This window comes from Marasmitruncus massiliensis (assembly GCF_900186535.1).
GTDB classification, from domain to species: domain Bacteria; phylum Bacillota; class Clostridia; order Oscillospirales; family Ruminococcaceae; genus Anaerotruncus; species Anaerotruncus massiliensis_A.
The window spans coordinates 175,813-191,122 of sequence record NZ_FYDE01000005.1 but is presented as its reverse complement, the minus strand read 5'-3'; the positions used below and the strand labels follow the sequence as shown (position 1 = coordinate 191,122).

The window sequence follows — 15,310 nt, the reverse complement described above, 5'->3', positions numbered from 1 at the left end:
AAAATTACAGGGATTCTTCCTGATTTTCGGATTCCGGAACAACTTGGGAATCATTTTCCTCATCATTTTCCGGCTTTTCCTCAGAGTCGTCCTCCGTTTCCTCCCTCGGGGCACGGGCCAACGTAACTACGCGGCTTCCCTCGCCGATACGCATGACGCGCACGCCACCGCCGTAACGGGACTGGACGGTGATTTCAACGGCCTGAATCCGGATAATGACGCCGTCATCGGAAATCATGATAATGTCGTCATCCTCATTGACCATCTTGACTCCCGCAACCGGTCCGTTTTTATCGGTGTAATAGTTGCGGATACCCTTGCCCCCGCGGCTCTGAATGCGGTACTGGTCCAACTCACTGCGGCGGCCCAGGCCGCTTTCGGAGACAGTCAGCACCGTCGCGCCCGGACGTACGCGGGCCATATCGACGACCTCGTCGCCCTCGTCCAGCGTGATTGCCTTTACGCCGCGCGCCGTACGGGAGAGCGGGCGCGCATCCTGCTCAGAAAACCGGATGGCCATACCGTTTTTGGTGGCAACGATCAGCTCGCTGCCGCCGTCCGTCTGACGCACCCACGCAAGCTCGTCATCCTCGTCCAGCCCGATGGCGATCAGCCCCATCCGGCGGACATTACGGTAAGCGGTCAGTTCGGTGCGCTTAATGATACCCTTGCGGGTTACCATAACCAGATAATGCTCGTCGTCATAAGAGGAGACCTTGATCATGGAAGAGACCTTTTCGTCCGGGTCCATCTGGAGCAAATTCACAATATTGGTGCCGCGCGATGTACGGGAGCCCTCCGCGATTTCATAGCTCTTGAGCCTGAAACAACGCCCTTTCGTCGTGAAGAACATAATATAGTCGTGGGTGGAGCAGATGAACAGTTCCTCCACAAAATCCTCCTCACGCTGAGTCATGCCCGCAACGCCGCGGCCGCCGCGCCGCTGCGCTTTATAGACATCCAGAGGCTGGCGCTTGATGTAGCCGAAATGGGTCAGCGTGATGACACAGTCCTGCACAGGAATGAGGTCCTCGATGTCGACTTCGCCGCTTACGGAGACGATTTCCGTGCGCCGCTCGTCGGAGAATTTGGCTTTAATCTCTTTCAGTTCGTTTTTTACGATCGCCATAACCTTGCTGTAATCGCCGAGGATTTCCTCGTATTCCGCCACCTTCTTGAGGATTTCGGCCAGTTCCTCTTCAATCTTGATGCGCTCGAGACCGGAGAGCTGTCCCAGACGCATTGCCACGATGGCGGACGCCTGCAGCTCGGTGACACCAAAGCGGGCGATCAGGTTTACCTTCGCGTCCGGCTGGTCTTTGGATTTACGGATGATTGAAATCACTTCGTCAGTGTTATCACAGACGAGCTTGAGCCCTTCCAGGATATGTTCCCGTTCCTTCACCTTGCGCAGATCATATTTTGTCCTGCGGGTGATGATCTCCCCCTGGAAATCAACATAGTGAACCAGCATTTCTTTAAGCCCCATAACCTTGGGCACACCATTCACCAGCGCGAGCATGATGACGCCGACGGTGTCCTGCAGCTGGCTGAAGGAATAAAGCTGATTCAGAACAATCTGCGCGTTCGCGTCGCGTTTGAGCTCAATGACAATACGCATGCCGTCGCGGTCGGATTCGTCGCGCAGATCGGATATCTGTTCAATTCGCTTTTCCTTAACGAGATCGGCAATATTTTCAATCAGACGCGCCTTGTTGACCATATAGGGGATCTCGGTGACGATAATGCGCTGGCGGCCATTGGGCTGCTCCTCAATTTCCGATCTGGCACGCAGAGTCAGGCGTGCGCGTCCGGTCGCATAGGCGGCGCGGATTCCGCTGCGGCCCATAATGACGCCGCCGGTGGGGAAATCCGGCCCCTTAATAAACTGCATCAGATCTTCAAGGGTGGCGTCGGGGTTATCGATGAGCAGATCCACCGCGTCGATGACTTCTCCCAGATTGTGGGGCGGAATATTGGTGGCCATGCCGACCGCAATGCCTGTAGAGCCGTTGACCAGCAGATTGGGGTAGCGGCAGGGCAGGACGACCGGTTCCTGGAGGCGGTCGTCGTAGTTGGGCATGAAATCGACCGTTTCTTTATCAATATCTGTCAGCAGGGAAAGGGAAATCTTGCTCATGCGGCTTTCGGTATATCGATAGGCCGCGGGCGGGTCTCCGTCTACCGAGCCGAAGTTTCCGTGGCCGTCCACAAGCGGATAGCGCATCGAAAAATCCTGTGCAAGACGGACCATCGCGTCATAAACCGATGCGTCTCCGTGCGGGTGATAGCGTCCCAATACGGAACCTACCGTATCGGCGCATTTGCGGTAAGCCTTATCGGGCGTCAGCCCGTTTTCATGCAGCGTATACAGGATACGCCGGTGAACGGGTTTCAGCCCGTCACGCACATCGGGAAGCGCACGGCTTACAATGACCGACATCGAATAATCGAGAAAGGATTTTTTCATCTCGTTCTCAATATCGATATGGTGAATGCGTTTTTCAATCAATTCCTGATCAAAGGCCTCGTCCTTAATGGACGAATCTTCTTTGCGGTTCATCTGCTTCATCTCCTGGATTCAAACTTGTCATGTCTGTTCAGAGCAAACGCGCCGGCGCGTCAGCTTTTTTTGCGGAAAAACAGCCCTCCCGCGTTTCGTTTATCTGAAACTGTTTCATATCGTTCTCCAAGGCCACTTTTCAAAAGGGCAGTCAGTTTCCCGGCGGTTTCTTCGTCCAGCCGGGAAAGCGGGATCGCCACCAGCCGGTTTTTATCCCAGTTCACTGCCAGAACGCCGCGGTAATGATAGACCGCGCCGCCCTCTTCAAACCGGATGGTTTCGCGGCTCTGGCCGTCGTGGAATTCGAGTTTTTCATCTGTGACGGTCATTTCAAAGCGCGGCGAAGCGGCCGCTTTACGCTCGGCAAATTTGCGGTTCGTATAATCGGGATATTTCCAAAGCAGCAGTCCGATTGCCACGCAGAGCGCCAGCATTGCCCAGTGCAGCAGGCTTTGTGGAGGAAGATACATAAAAAACACAATCACAAGCGCGGCGCTTTCAAGATTCCTGCGGGTCTCCGACCGGTTTTTGCGGTCAACCGCACAGGCCGCCTCGTAAAAATCCTCCGCGCTGCTGTCAAAGGAAAAGGTTACCCCTTCATTCTTTTCCGGCTCGTTCACACGGCATACCTCGGCTTTCCGTATTTTTCGCTGACTTCATCCAGCAGGCTTTCTAGTTTTTCCAGTTCGACCGGAGAAAGCTGGCTCTTCGGAATCAGCAGGCATCGTTTCGTATCGAGCATGAGCAGCAACAGCGCGTCAGTGCTTTTTATCTCGTGGATCGCATTCCACGGTGTATCCGCCTGCTTATCCTCCACATGTTCGGTTAATTTGTCTTCGTATAGATCAATTGTAAGATCGCTTTGCAGGTAAGGGGTGGAGGCGTGCTGCTTCGCCAACACCTTTTCAAGAGATTTCCGGTAAAAAAACCGGTAGTAGGTAATGCTGTAAAGTCCCATGAGAATCATGACGGCGATCATAAAATAGAAAAACAGGCCGCTTTCGGTGTCGCTGACAAACAGGGAAATCAGCAGCAAAACGCCGATTACAAATTCCACCCATCCCAGCAGAACCGTTTTTTTTCTTCCTTTTTTCTCGTTTTCCGCACCGATAACCAGATGAAACCGGATATAGTCTTCCAGCGGGATTTGGAATGTAAGCGAAAAAAGAGGGGAACTTCTTCCTGTAGTCTCCAAATCCTCCATTTCGTCCCTCCTCAGATATCCAGATTCTGCACATACTGCGCGTTCTGTTCAATAAACTCCTTGCGCGGGGCAACCTTATCCCCCATCAGGATGGTAAAGGTCTCGTCAGCCTTGACCGCGTCGGAAAGCTCCACGCGGATCATGGTGCGGTTTTCGGGATTCATGGTCGTTTCCCAAAGCTGCTCGGGGTCCATCTCACCAAGACCTTTATAGCGCTGGACATCACATTTCCCGCTGCCTTCAGGACAAAGTTCTTTGGTATACTGATCGCGTTCCTTATCGGAAAACGCATAGCGCACCTGCTTACCGCGACTCACTTTAAAGAGCGGCGGCTGCGCGATGCAGACATGCCCTTCCTCAACCAATGGGCGCATGAACCGGTAGAAGAACGTGAGCAGCAGCGTGCGGATATGGGAGCCGTCAACATCGGCATCGGCCATGATGATGATTTTCCCGTAGCGCAGCTTGCTGAGATCAAACTCATCACCGAGCCCCGTTCCGAGCGCTGTGACAATCGGCATCAGCTTTTCGTTGCCGTAGACTTTGTCAAGCCGAGCTTTTTCCACATTGAGCATCTTGCCCCAGAGGGGGAGAATCGCCTGGAATTTCCGGTCGCGTCCCATTTTCGCGGAGCCGCCTGCGGAATCTCCCTCGACGATATAAATTTCCGTTCCGTCGCGTCCCTGCTGAGAGCAGTCGGCCAGCTTTCCGGGCAGGGCGGCGGTTTCCAGCGCCGACTTGCGGCGGGTCAGTTCCCTTGCCCTGCGGGCGGCTTCGCGTGCGCGGGAAGCCGTCAGAGATTTATCCATGATTGCGCGCGCAACGGCAGGATTCTCTTCAAAATAGGTTGTCAGCTTTTCGCTGACCATGCCGTCTACCAAAGTGCGCATCGAGGTATTGCCCAGCTTGGCTTTTGTCTGGCCTTCAAACTGCGCATCGGTGAGCTTGACTGAGACAATCGCGGTCAGCCCCTCACGCACGTCCTCTCCGGACAGTTTCTCGGTATCCTTCAGGATATTGTATTTATGGCAGTAATCGTTGAAGACGCGCGTCAGCGCCGCCTTGAAGCCCGCCTCATGGGTGCCGCCGTCGGTCGTATGGATGTTGTTTGCGAAAGAAAGGATCAGCTCGTTGTAGCTGTCGTTATACTGCATTGCCACCTCGGCGGTGTTGTCACCATCACGCGAGGAAATATAGATGACCTCGTCATGCAGCGTTTCCAGCCCCTTGCGCTGATGAATATGCTCCACAAAGCTGCGGATACCGCCCTCGTAATGCAGATCATTTTCTTTCGGCTCGGCGCCGCGCAGATCTTTGAGGACAATATAAACACCCGCGTTCAAAAATGCCTGTTCCCGCAAGCGGGTGAGCAGTATATCGTAATCAAATTCGGTCGTTTCCTGAAAAATTTCCGTATCGGGCTTAAAGGTGATCCGCGTGCCGGTGGATTCTGCTTCGTCGATGATTTTCAGAGGTTCACATTCCTTGCCGCGTTCAAACCTCTGGAAATAACAGTGGCTGCCGTCGCAGACTTCTACCTCCAGCCATTCGGAAAGCGCGTTGACGACCGAAGCGCCCACGCCATGCAGACCGCCGGAAACTTTATAGCCGCTGCCCCCGAATTTTCCGCCCGCGTGCAGGATGGTGAACACAACGGTAACAGCCGGCAGGCCGGTTTGTTTTTGGATGCCAACCGGAATTCCCCGGCCGTCGTCCGTTACCCGGATGATTTCGCCGGGCAGAATCTCCACCGTAATTTTATCGCAGTGGCCCGCCAGCGCTTCATCGATGGAATTATCCACGATTTCGTAGACCAGATGGTGCAACCCGCGGGGCCCTGTGGAACCGATATACATGCCCGGTCGTTTCCGAACCGCCTCCAGTCCTTCCAGAACCTGAATTTGATTTTCATCGTAATTTTGAATTTGCGGTGTGTTCTCCACGTTTGTACTCCTCTCTTAGGCTATCTTCAAAAGCTCCGCCGGCAGAGCCGGGGAAAATTTATAAGCTGATTGGTAAAAGATTCTGTCTAACGGTCAATATTAGCGATCCCATCGATAAATCCCGCGCGTTTACGCAGCGTAGCGGAGGAAATCTGCGTGATATAGACGGCGGTTTTCCTTTTGCAGGTGCAGATGACAAAGGATTTCGGCAGTTCATAGGACACATTGACCACCCGCCCGGCCTGTTCGGCTTTGGCGAGAAATTCCTTGGTGATCTTGGAGATTGAGGTGTTTTCCAAATCGAAAATTCCTATAATATCATCTGTACGTACCACTGTCTCCTGCCCAAGATGAAGATACATGCATTTTCCTCCCGTTTCAGTATCGGTTGCAGGAAGTGACGGCGCCATTTTCCAGCCGCACGCCGAGGCCCTGCCCAAGGTTTCTGAAATCTTTCTCATCGCAGCAGGTAATCAGAACCTGCCTGCCCCGCAGATGGTTGAGCAGATAATCCCGCCGGGATTCGTCCAGCTCGCTCATGACGTCATCCAACAGCACCACAGGATATTCCCCGATGGTCTCACGGATCAGTTCACATTCCGCAAGCTTGAGTGAAAGCACACAGCTTCGCTGCTGCCCCTGGGAAGCAAACAGCCGCGCACTGCTGCCGCTGAGCGTGATCTCAATGTCGTCCCTGTGGGGACCGTTACAGGTGACACGCGCCCGGATGTCTTCCTGCCTTGTGTCTCGCAGACATCCGAGCACCTGCTGCTCCATATCGGGGATGTCAGCGGAAAGATCGCAGGAAAGCGACGACTGGTAGAAGAAATCCAGCGTTTCCTTTTCCCGGGAAATCCCCGCATAGATTTCCTGCGCATAGGGGAGCAGCCTTTTCAGAAAGCTGGCCCGCGTTTTGATCAGCACCGCTGCGAAAGAAGCAAGCCTTGCGTCCCATACATCCAACGTATCCAGAAGGACGGGCTGATAAGCAATATCTTTCAGCAAGCGGTTACGCTGGTCCAGCACCCTGTTATATTGGCCGAGTATATGAATATACCGGGGTTTCATCTGGCAGACCGCGGTATCAATAAACCGCCGTTTTTCCTGCGGTCCATTTTTGACGAGGGCCAAATGAACCGGGGAAAAAACCACAGCGCAGAATTTTCCGGCAAGTTCTGCCGGAGATTTGAGCGGGATTTCATTCACCTGCGCCGAACGGCGTGACTCAATCGTTATCGACGCTGTCTGGGCGCGTTCCTCGGAAGTAAATTCCAATTCCAGCTTTGCCTGCGGCTGCTCAAACCGGACAAGCTGGCTGTCGCGCGCGCCGCGGAAGCTTTTTGCTCCGGTAAACAGCCAGACAGCTTCAATCAGGTTGGTTTTACCCTGCCCATTATCTCCATAGATAATATTGGCAGTTTCGCACAGAGTAAGCTCCAAATTGCAGATATTTCGGAAATCATGCAGTTTGATACGGTCTGCTTTCAAACGCTACACAACCTCAATTTCAATTTCATCAACGCCTACTTTGTCACCGGAACGGATTTTTTTGCCCCGCATGGTGCATATTTCGCCGTTTACCGTAACAAGCCCGCCGGCCACCAGTTCTTTAGCCTGGCCGCCCGTTTCGGCGACTCCCGCAAATTTCAGCAGGGAATCCAGCTTAATAAATTCCGTTTCAATCCTGATCTGTTCTTTTTTCATTTGGACCTCTCCGTTTCCGTTTGTACGGATTTTTTCTGCCGTACCGGATTTTATAGCTCAGATTTCAGCCGTACCGGCAGGACAAGGAAGGTAAAGCTTTCGCCCTCCGGCGGCACCAGCTTAATCGGGGACAGTGCCCCATTCAGGATCAGTTTGATTTCATCACATTCGGAAGCCTTGAGCGCGTCGAGCATATAGCGGTTATTAAAACCGATTTCCACATTGGCTCCGGTTTGAACACAGGGAATTTCATCGTACGCGCGACCGATCGCGGTGGAGCAGGAAATTTTGATGACACCGTTTTCAAACAGCATCCGGAGAGGGCTTTTAATATTATCGGAAATCAGCAGGCTGGCACGCTCAATGGCATTAATCAACTCTCTTGTACTGATTTTAATAACTGTTGCTTCACCGGCTGGAATCGCGGAGCGGTAATCTAAGAACTCTCCTTCGAGCAGACGGGAGATGATCTGATAGCCGCCGATACGGAAAAGAATATGCCGTTTCGCTACACCAAGCTCCGCGGGAATATCCTCGTCATGCAGCAGTTTGGAAACCTCAGACAGCGATTTCCCGGGAATAATAAACGACATCATCTCGGCAAACGCTACAGGCTCCCGACGCAGTGCCAGGCGGTAGCCGTCCACCGAAACCACATTAAGCTCCCCTTCTTTGATGTCAAACAGTGAACCGGTATGCACCGGTTTGCTGTCGCTGACCGCAATAGCAAAGAGCGTCTGACCAATGATATTTTTCAGTGTATTCTGCGGGATAACCAACTCTGTGGTCTGTTCAACCGAAGGGAGCTCCGGGTATTCCGAGGCCGGAATACCGAGAATGGTGTATTCCATCATAGAACCTTTGATAACAGTCAGCAGCTTTTCATCAGAAACAATACTGATCTCCTCAGAAGGCATTTTACGGATCATATCAAAAAATAGCCGGGCAGAAAGCACGATTTCCCCTGGTGAATAGACTTTTGCCTCTATTTCCGTGGAAATTGCAAGCTCCAGATCGTATCCGGTAAGCGAAAGAAGGTTTCCCTTTGCTTTCAGCAGAATGCCTTCCAGCGCGGGCAGCGTGTTTTTCGCAGAGACGGCGCGGGATACATTGGATACCGCTTCTGACAGAGACTGTTTATTGCAAACTATATTCATTAGAACACCTCCGGGTTTGATAAAAATTCATTAAAATGAATTGCCTTGAAAGTTTTATATTATAATCCTGCATGGATGAAAATAGGCGGCATATCATTTCCACAAAGAAAAAAACAAGATAATATAGATAGAGTGAGTATATTACAAATAGTAATAGTAGTAGAAGCAGTTGGAAAGTTGGGAATGGACGAGACCCCGCTTTACAGGCTCGTCCGTGAGCCGAGGACAGCTTAGAGAGCGTGTGAAATAGTTGTGGAGGCGGTGTAAAAAGAAAAAGAAATGCACTTGAACGTGGAAAACAACAGGGGAAAGTGAAAAAAATGTTGAAAACTTAGTGGAAAGTGTGAAATCTTTTCTTTTGGTTCCACTTTTTCCACAATCCGTGTAATGTTGAAAGTGAAATTCGGAATCGGGCGGAAGGTCAAGAGTCAGCTGTCGCGGATATTTTTAATGATATCTTCGATCGTTTCTTTATAACGCAGGTCGTTGGACATGTTTTTGTCAACCTGCTGGATCGCGTAGACAATCGTGCTGTGATCACGTCCGCCGAATTCTTCTCCGATCGTGGACATCGACATTTGAGTGATTTCCCGTACGATATAAATAGAAATCTGCCGCGCTGATGAAATCTGCGCGCTGCGCTTGTTGGAGCGGATATCCTGCGGCGTAATGCCGTAAGTGCGTCCAACCTCCGCGATAATTCGTTCTACCGTAACGGGAACGGGCTGATTATCGTTCAGAATATCGCGGATGGCGTTTTGCGCAATTACGATCGAGGGGGAGGTGCCCTGTAGAAGCTTATAGGCTTTGAGCTTTTTAACCGCGCCCTCCAGCTGACGGATATTAGTTTTGAGCCGGTTGGCGATATATTCAGCGACATCGTCTGGAACCTGAATATCCAAAAGCTGCGCCTTGCGGCGGATAATCGCGATGCGGGTTTCAAAATCCGGTGTTTGAATATCCGCGAGCAAGCCCCATTCAAAGCGGGTGCGCAGACGGTCTTCCAGCGTTTTGATTTCTTTGGGCGGCCGGTCGGATGCCAGCACAATCTGTTTTCCGGATTCATAGAGCGTATTAAAGGTATGGAAGAATTCTTCCTGCGTACTCTCCTTGCCGCCGATGAACTGAATGTCATCCACCAGCAGGACATCGGCCTGTCGGTATTTTTCGCGGAAGGCAGGGGTAGTCTTGTCCTGAATAGAGGTAATCATTTCGTTGGCAAATTCATCGCCCTTGACATAGATGATGTTGTAACCCGGCCGGTTTTTCCGGATATCGGTGCAGATGGCGTGAAGCAGATGCGTTTTGCCGAGCCCGGAAGCCCCATAGATAAATAAGGGGTTGTAGGCGTTGGCGGGATTTGCTGCGACAGCGACGGAAGCCGCGTGCGCAAATTTATTGGATGGGCCGACGATAAAGGTATCGAATGTATATTCATATTCACCATTTGCCGTGAAACTGTTCTGCGCAGCGGCATCGGAGACGGAACCGGCCGGAGGCTCCGCCGCGGGCGCGTCGCAGGTGATTTCTACTTCCACATCGAAACCGAGCACTTCTTCAAAAGCTGCTTTGAGAATGGATGTATATTTTTCCTTAACGATGTTCATCTTAAATTCAGAGTTTACTTTCAGATAAGCAGTGGTATCGTCCAGACGAAGGGGGACGATATCTTTCAGCCAGAGGCTGAACGCCACATCCGACATTTTTCCCCGGCAGGTTTCAAGAACGAACTGAAACAAATCGGCAAATGATTCCATAAAAGCAGCTCCTTTAGTGAATAACATGTGGAAATCAGAGAGAAATTCTGTGCAGAAAAAAGTTTTACACACACTTTTAACTATTTTATAACTTATACATTGTAACACACCGGCGCGGTTGTTTCAAGTATTCAACCGTTGACATTATATATATATTAATATGTATAAAGGGGTTGGCAGGCTGTGTAAAACCCGTGCCGATTGGGAACAACGGCTGAAAAGGCTTGACAAAACCCTTGTTTCTGGGGTATAATGCTACTCTGCAAGGTATGAAAGTATGCTTTGATGATTGATGTTCATTTCACCCTCCTGCCGGAGGTGTTGATGCAACGATGAGAGGAGGGTTAAAGATGCTTAGAACCTATCAGCCCAAGAAGCTCCAGAGAAAAAAGGAGCACGGTTTTCGTAAAAGAATGGCCACAAAGAATGGTCGTAAAGTGCTTGCCCGCAGAAGATCCAAAGGGAGAGCAAAACTGACTCACTAAGAGCGCAGAATTCCTGTTTTGTTCCGTTTTTGCGTAAAATACCGATCAAGTCAGGAATTTTTGGCTGCCGCGGGCGCTGGCAGAAAATATTCGACCACAGCTATGCTTGTGGTCTTTATTTTTAATCTAGGAGCGCCGCTGTCCGGAGGGCAAAACATGTTTCATACCACAACACTGACGCTGAACAAAGAATTCCGCAGAGCCTACTATCGGGGCCGTGCCTTTACTACTCCCGTAGTCGTGGTCTACGCTATCAAAAACCACAAAGGCATCAACCGCATTGGACTGACCGCTACCAAAAAGATTGGAAAGGCGGTGCAGCGCAACCGCGCGCGCCGCATTATCCGCGAAGCTTATCGGTTACTTGAACCGGAATTTCCCGTCGGATGGGATTTCGTTTTTGTCGCGCGTTCCAGGACTGTTTTCTGCAAAACGGGAGATATTATGAAAGCGATGCGCCAAGCCATCCTGCGGCTGTTTCCTGAATCATGAAAGATTTGCTGCTTTTTTTCATCCGGTTCTATCAAAAACGGCTTTCTCCGCTGAAGGGTCGTCCTACCTGCCGGTTTTACCCCACCTGTTCGGTTTATGCCTACACCGCTATCCAGCGATTTGGCGCGCTTCGCGGCGGATGGCTGGCGCTGAGACGCATCCTGAAATGCCATCCGTTTCATCCGGGCGGGCTGGATCCCGTTCCGGACAAGTTTACGTTTCGAAAATTGAAATGAGAGGAAATAAGAATAGATGCAATGGTTGTATATGATATTGGGTTATCCGCTCGGCTGGGTAATGTGGCTTTGTTATAAAGTCATTCCCATCTATGGTGTTTCGTTGATTCTGTTCACCATTATTACGAGAGGAATTTTGGTGCCGTTTTCGATTAAGCAGCAAAAATCCATGGTGAAAATGCAGATTTTTAAGCCCCGCATGGAAGAAATCCAGAAGAAATATGCCAATAATAAGGAAAAGATGAATGAAGAGCTGATGAAGCTGTACCAGGAGGAAGGCTATAACCCGATGTCGGGATGCCTGCCTATGGTGATTCAATTTCCGATCCTCTTTGGTTTAATCGATGTCATTTATAAACCCATGACTCATATTCTGCGCTTGGGTTCTGATCTGATTTCCCAGGCAGCCACGATTGCCGCTCCTCTTTTAAATGTGGAAGTGGCCAACCTTACGAAGGACTATTCCTCTCAGCTGAAAATTATCGGCGCGGCTCAGCAAAACCCGGATGCATTTGCCTCTCTTCCGGGCTTCATGGACGCAATTTCCACTCTGAATCTGCATTTCTTGGGTATCGACCTCACCCAGACCCCAACGCTTGCGTTTAACATGCTGATTCTGGTGCCGGTACTCTCCGGCGTTACTTCGCTGTTGGTATCGTTCTTCACCATGAAGCAGACTGCCGCGACCGCCGGGGATAATCCGCAGATGGCCGGCATGTCCAAAAGTATGATGCTGATGATGCCGGTTATGTCGACCTGGTTTGCGTTTATTTTGCCGGCCGGCGTGGGCATCTACTGGATTATTTCCAACCTGCTGATGGCAGTGCAGACCTATTTGCTGAATAAGTATATGAACCCCGCAAAACTTGCTGAGCAGGCGAAAAAGGAATACGAGGAAAGAAAAGAAACAGAACGTCAAAAACGGATAGAAGCGAAGAAAAAACTTCGGGAGCAGGGGCTTCCGGACGACGATACAGTGTCCCTGAAGGAACTGAATCGCCAGAAACTTGCGGCAGCGAGAAAACGTGACGCGGAGAAATACGGCGAAGAATACAAAGAAGTCACGGATGAAGATTTGAAGTGACAGGAGGGCACTATGAAAGAGAGTATTAAAGAAGCGAGGAATGTTGAGGAAGCGATTGAACTTGCGTGCCGGGAACTTGGCATGTCAAGAGATGAAGTTGAATTTGAAATTATCAGTCTTCCCAAACGCGGATTCTTGGGGCTGCGGAATACGCCCGCCAAAGTGCGCGTTTATGTGGAGGAACCCGAGCAGGCCATTCAGGAAACTCGTGTAAATTCTGTTCAGGAACGCGAAAGAAAAGCGGACAGGCCTTCAAAGCCTGTTCAGCCGAAGCCGGAGCCAAAACAGTCAGGCAGGCAGGAAGCACAGATTCCGGAAAAAATTCAGGCAAGCGCTCCTCAGAAGGAAACGGAACCCGTTGAGTTGAAGTTTGTAAGTGCTGAGGAAGTGGATGGCAAGGCAAAGACTGCAGCTGATTATGTCCGGAATGTGCTGGCTGAAATGGGCGTTACAGCTGGAATTTCTGTTGCATTTACAGAAAATGGAATTATTCTTCGTCTTTCCGGTGAAGGACTGGGGGTAATTATTGGCCGCCGCGGTGAAACGCTGGACGCTTTGCAGCATCTTGCGGGTTTGGTTGCCAACCGTCAGGAAGGCGACTACATGCGTGTGACGATCGATTCCGGAAATTACCGGGAAAAACGAGAACATACGCTGGAACAGCTTGCGAAGAAGCTTTCCGCGTCTGCAATCCGCTATGGACGTCCGTCCACGCTGGAACCGATGAACCCTTATGAACGCCGTATCATTCATTCGACTGTTTCTAAAATTGAAGGCGTCTCTTCTTCCTCTATCGGAGAGGAACCAAATCGCCGTGTCGTCATAACGCCCGACCGTCTGCGTCCGCAGGGAAACCGCGGCGGCAGAGGAAAGAGCGGAAAACAGTTTGGTGACCGCCCACTCCGCAGAAATGACCGCCGTGAGGGTGGAGAAAACCAGCGCCGTGATAATGTGGGACGCGGAAACGGGAATGGTTCCCGTCCTCCGTTTAACCGGGAGAGAACGGGCGAGGTTGTGCGCCCGACCCCTACCAATGTTGACCGCGTCTTTGCAAAAGAACTGGAGCAGACACCGCGTCCGGTTCAGGCAAATCCTCAGCCCGCAGAGAAGCCGGTTCCCGCACGGACAGAAGTGCGCAAAGAGGGCGACGATCTTCCGCTGTACGGAAAAATTGAGCTGTAAGATTGTTTGAATACGACAAAAGGGGAGGTTTCACGTGAAACTTCCCCTTTTTGACGAACGCGATTCCTATTGTTCCAGAAGTGATTGGAGGAAGCTATGGATACAAATACAATTGCCGCGATTGCAACACCGCTCGGTGTCGGCGGGATCGGTGTCGTGCGGATATCCGGTGAAGATGCTTTCACGGTTGCGGACAGGCTGATCAAAACCGCGCAGAACCACGCGATCTCTGAGATGCGGGGTTATACCTGCGCTTACGGTCGCGCTTATGATACGGAAGGGGACATTGACGAAGTGGTGGTCTCAGTGTTTCGTGCCCCCCGAAGTTATACCGGGGAAAATGTTGTGGAAATTTCGTCGCACGGCGGCGTTTATCTCGTCCGGCGTATCCTGCGTGCTTGCTGTGAAAATGGCGCGCGGCCCGCGCTTGCCGGTGAATTTACCAAGCGTGCCTTTCTCAACGGCAAACTGGACCTGACGCAAGCGGAGGCGGTTGCCGATTTGATTTCCGCGCAGGGAAAGCAGTCGGCGAAGGCCGCGCTCACCGCGCGTGACGGTGCGCTCTTCCATAAAGTCGACCGTATATGCGGACGCCTTGTGGAACAGGCGGCGCATCTGGCGGCATGGATTGATTATCCCGAAGAAGAAATCGTGGAGGTAGACGCTGGGGAGCTGGCTTCCGCTTTGCAAAACTGCGAGGAAGAACTCTCCCAGCTTCTGGATTCTTACGACGCGGGACGAGTGATCCGTGAAGGAATTGACACCGCGATTGTGGGGCGTCCGAATGTGGGAAAGTCTACTTTGATGAATCTGCTGTCCGGTTATCGCAGAAGCATTGTCGCGGACCTTGCAGGGACAACCCGTGATGTGGTGAGTGATACTGTACAGCTTGGTGACATCGTATTGCATCTTTCGGATACCGCAGGGATTCGTTCTTCCGATGACCCGGTTGAGCGGGCAGGGGTCGAGCTTGCGGTGGAACATCTGGAACGTGCACAGTTGGTGCTTGCGGTATTCGACGGTTCTCAGTCTCTCGATGAGGATGACCGAAAAGTAATTTCTTTTTGCAGAGGAATGACTTCCATCGCGCTCGTCAATAAAAATGACCTGCCGCAGGTGCTTAACCTTCACGAACTGGAGGAACAGTTTTCCGTTGTGCTGTCTCTTTCGGCAAAAGAGGGGAATGGTGCTGAACAACTTCGGCTGAAAATTCAGGAGCTGTTTGGCCTCGGAGCTTTTGACAGCTCCGCCGCGATGCTGGCAAATGAGCGGCAGCGCGCCGGGGCTCTGGATGCGGTTTTGGAAATCAGGGAGGCAAGAGAGGCACTTGCTTCAGGTGTCTCTTATGACGCGGTCTGCGTTTGTATTGAAAACGCAATTGATAGACTGCTGGAACTGACTGGGAAACGTGCTTCGCAGGAAGTGGTCGATCAGGTGTTCTCGAGATTTTGTGTGGGAAAATAGGAATTCAAGTAGGAGAAATTGCCGGATGTTTCATGTGAA

15 protein-coding genes are annotated in these 15,310 nt (G+C 51.4%); 6 read left to right on the top strand and 9 right to left on the bottom strand.

Features of this window, described 5'->3' with window-relative positions; translation table 11 throughout:
• Positions 1-4: 4 nt before the first annotated feature.
• The 9 genes from gyrA to dnaA all read right to left on the bottom strand — a co-directional run bounded on the left by gyrA (position 5) and on the right by dnaA (position 10,328).
• Positions 5-2,563: a DNA gyrase subunit A gene (gene gyrA / locus C1A10_RS08980; protein ID WP_101909952.1), complete on the bottom strand. Its 2,559-nt coding sequence runs from the start codon at positions 2,561-2,563 to the stop codon at positions 5-7.
• A gap of 59 nt (positions 2,564-2,622) precedes the next feature.
• The gene (locus tag C1A10_RS08975) at positions 2,623-3,183 is read right to left on the bottom strand and encodes a hypothetical protein (protein WP_101909951.1); all 561 of its coding nucleotides are present in this window, start codon (positions 3,181-3,183) and stop codon (positions 2,623-2,625) included.
• Positions 3,180-3,767: a YcxB family protein gene (locus C1A10_RS08970; RefSeq protein WP_101909950.1), complete on the bottom strand. Its 588-nt coding sequence runs from the start codon at positions 3,765-3,767 to the stop codon at positions 3,180-3,182. The genes C1A10_RS08975 and C1A10_RS08970 overlap by 4 nt, the downstream gene beginning before the upstream one ends.
• An 11-nt stretch (positions 3,768-3,778) precedes the next feature.
• Positions 3,779-5,710, bottom strand: coding sequence for a DNA topoisomerase (ATP-hydrolyzing) subunit B (gene gyrB / locus C1A10_RS08965; RefSeq protein ID WP_101909949.1), 1,932 nt, complete (start codon positions 5,708-5,710; stop codon positions 3,779-3,781).
• Between the two features lie 86 nt (positions 5,711-5,796).
• On the bottom strand, positions 5,797-6,072 hold the full coding sequence (gene remB, locus C1A10_RS08960) for an extracellular matrix regulator RemB (protein WP_101909948.1): 276 nt from the start codon (positions 6,070-6,072) through the stop codon (positions 5,797-5,799).
• Between the two features lie 16 nt (positions 6,073-6,088).
• Positions 6,089-7,198 carry a DNA replication/repair protein RecF gene (gene recF / locus C1A10_RS08955; RefSeq protein WP_101909947.1) on the bottom strand — a complete coding sequence of 370 codons (1,110 nt, stop codon included), beginning with the start codon at positions 7,196-7,198 and terminating at the stop codon, positions 6,089-6,091.
• A gap of 3 nt (positions 7,199-7,201) precedes the next feature.
• Positions 7,202-7,414: an RNA-binding S4 domain-containing protein gene (locus tag C1A10_RS08950; RefSeq protein WP_101909946.1), complete on the bottom strand. Its 213-nt coding sequence runs from the start codon at positions 7,412-7,414 to the stop codon at positions 7,202-7,204.
• Positions 7,415-7,464: 50 nt separating this feature from the next.
• On the bottom strand, positions 7,465-8,571 hold the full coding sequence (gene dnaN, locus C1A10_RS08945) for a DNA polymerase III subunit beta (protein ID WP_101909945.1): 1,107 nt from the start codon (positions 8,569-8,571) through the stop codon (positions 7,465-7,467).
• Between the two features lie 428 nt (positions 8,572-8,999).
• Entirely contained in the window at positions 9,000-10,328 is a 1,329-nt protein-coding gene (gene dnaA, locus C1A10_RS08940) for a chromosomal replication initiator protein DnaA (RefSeq protein ID WP_101909944.1), read from the bottom strand.
• A 350-nt stretch (positions 10,329-10,678) separates the two neighbouring features.
• Between dnaA and rpmH the strand changes: the two genes are divergently transcribed.
• The 6 genes from rpmH to mnmE all read left to right on the top strand — a co-directional run bounded on the left by rpmH (position 10,679) and on the right by mnmE (position 15,271).
• Positions 10,679-10,813 carry a 50S ribosomal protein L34 gene (gene rpmH / locus C1A10_RS08935; protein ID WP_101909943.1) on the top strand — a complete coding sequence of 45 codons (135 nt, stop codon included), beginning with the start codon at positions 10,679-10,681 and terminating at the stop codon, positions 10,811-10,813.
• Positions 10,814-10,969: 156 nt separating this feature from the next.
• Entirely contained in the window at positions 10,970-11,305 is a 336-nt protein-coding gene (rnpA, locus tag C1A10_RS08930; RefSeq protein ID WP_101909942.1) for a ribonuclease P protein component, read from the top strand.
• Positions 11,302-11,541 carry a membrane protein insertion efficiency factor YidD gene (yidD, locus tag C1A10_RS08925; protein WP_101909941.1) on the top strand — a complete coding sequence of 80 codons (240 nt, stop codon included), beginning with the start codon at positions 11,302-11,304 and terminating at the stop codon, positions 11,539-11,541. The genes rnpA and yidD overlap by 4 nt, the downstream gene beginning before the upstream one ends.
• Before the next feature lie 16 nt (positions 11,542-11,557).
• Complete coding sequence (locus C1A10_RS08920; protein ID WP_101909940.1) at positions 11,558-12,625, top strand: YidC/Oxa1 family membrane protein insertase; 1,068 nt, start codon at positions 11,558-11,560, stop codon at positions 12,623-12,625.
• A gap of 12 nt (positions 12,626-12,637) precedes the next feature.
• Positions 12,638-13,807, top strand: coding sequence for an RNA-binding cell elongation regulator Jag/EloR (gene jag, locus C1A10_RS08915; protein WP_101909939.1), 1,170 nt, complete (start codon positions 12,638-12,640; stop codon positions 13,805-13,807).
• A gap of 96 nt (positions 13,808-13,903) precedes the next feature.
• Entirely contained in the window at positions 13,904-15,271 is a 1,368-nt protein-coding gene (gene mnmE, locus C1A10_RS08910) for a tRNA uridine-5-carboxymethylaminomethyl(34) synthesis GTPase MnmE (RefSeq protein WP_101909938.1), read from the top strand.
• The last annotated feature ends 39 nt before the right edge of the window (positions 15,272-15,310 follow it).

What these genes read in the sequence shown, in the direction of transcription:
- gyrA (WP_101909952.1), bottom strand. Translation starts at nt 2,563, where the DNA reads ATGAACCGCAAAGAAGATTCGTCCATTAAGGACGAGGCCTTTGATCAG.
- yidD (WP_101909941.1), top strand. Translation starts at nt 11,302, where the DNA reads ATGAAAGATTTGCTGCTTTTTTTCATCCGGTTCTATCAAAAACGGCTT.
- dnaA (WP_101909944.1), bottom strand. Translation starts at nt 10,328, where the DNA reads ATGGAATCATTTGCCGATTTGTTTCAGTTCGTTCTTGAAACCTGCCGG.
- C1A10_RS08970 (WP_101909950.1), bottom strand. Translation starts at nt 3,767, where the DNA reads ATGGAGGATTTGGAGACTACAGGAAGAAGTTCCCCTCTTTTTTCGCTT.
- C1A10_RS08950 (WP_101909946.1), bottom strand. Translation starts at nt 7,414, where the DNA reads ATGAAAAAAGAACAGATCAGGATTGAAACGGAATTTATTAAGCTGGAT.
- mnmE (WP_101909938.1), top strand. Translation starts at nt 13,904, where the DNA reads ATGGATACAAATACAATTGCCGCGATTGCAACACCGCTCGGTGTCGGC.
- C1A10_RS08920 (WP_101909940.1), top strand. Translation starts at nt 11,558, where the DNA reads ATGCAATGGTTGTATATGATATTGGGTTATCCGCTCGGCTGGGTAATG.
- dnaN (WP_101909945.1), bottom strand. Translation starts at nt 8,571, where the DNA reads ATGAATATAGTTTGCAATAAACAGTCTCTGTCAGAAGCGGTATCCAAT.
- remB (WP_101909948.1), bottom strand. Translation starts at nt 6,072, where the DNA reads ATGTATCTTCATCTTGGGCAGGAGACAGTGGTACGTACAGATGATATT.
- jag (WP_101909939.1), top strand. Translation starts at nt 12,638, where the DNA reads ATGAAAGAGAGTATTAAAGAAGCGAGGAATGTTGAGGAAGCGATTGAA.
- rpmH (WP_101909943.1), top strand. Translation starts at nt 10,679, where the DNA reads ATGCTTAGAACCTATCAGCCCAAGAAGCTCCAGAGAAAAAAGGAGCAC.
- rnpA (WP_101909942.1), top strand. Translation starts at nt 10,970, where the DNA reads ATGTTTCATACCACAACACTGACGCTGAACAAAGAATTCCGCAGAGCC.